Here is a 552-nt window from a genome sequence, read left to right as displayed (position 1 = left end):
CGCCACGCGGCCGACGGCCCAGGGGGCTGAAGCCGTCGGCCGGGGCCGCGCGTCTGCGGATACGGGCCGGCGGCGCCGCAGACGGGAGCAGGGAGCGACCGGGCGGGCCATTGCGGACCCGGCCCGGTCGGCTTCATCCTGGGAGTGTTCGAAGCTGCCCAGGAGAGAAGGTGTGACACACGAGATGTGGAACGCGCTGTTCACGCTCGCCATTGCCGGGATCGGCATCTGGCAGGCGTGGCAGGAGCAGCGTGTGAAGAAGCTGGAGGCGGAGGCCCGGAAGCCATTCCGGCCGGAGTTGCTTGCAGTGAAGATCGCCGTCTTGAACGACGTGCTGGCGGCCTTGCTGGTCAAAGCCTCCCCGGAGGAGATCGCCGAAGTCAACGCTATGCTCGACGGCAGGTTGAAAATCCTGGCCGAACATCTGAACGAGAAGGATGAGTTGAGGGGGGACGCCGAGAAGTTCATCGCGGGCATCCGCCCGAAATGACGGCGGCGATGGCGGCGGCCTCACGGCGTTTCGCCGGCAACCTGATGCGGGCGATCAGCAGT

The 552-nt window shown here is 67.2% G+C and carries 1 protein-coding gene; it reads left to right on the top strand.

The genetic code is table 11. The annotated features are described in order from the left end of the window. The first annotated feature begins 172 nt into the window (after positions 1-172). Positions 173-490: a hypothetical protein gene (locus tag M0638_RS28450; RefSeq protein WP_248670328.1), complete on the top strand. Its 318-nt coding sequence runs from the start codon at positions 173-175 to the stop codon at positions 488-490. Positions 491-552 lie beyond the last annotated feature (62 nt).

It is taken from the genome of Roseomonas acroporae, from assembly GCF_023223525.1.
GTDB classification, from domain to species: Bacteria; Pseudomonadota; Alphaproteobacteria; order Acetobacterales; family Acetobacteraceae; genus Roseomonas_E; species Roseomonas_E acroporae.
The sequence above is the reverse complement of the archived record's forward strand: the minus strand, read 5'-3'. Positions and strand labels throughout refer to the sequence as shown.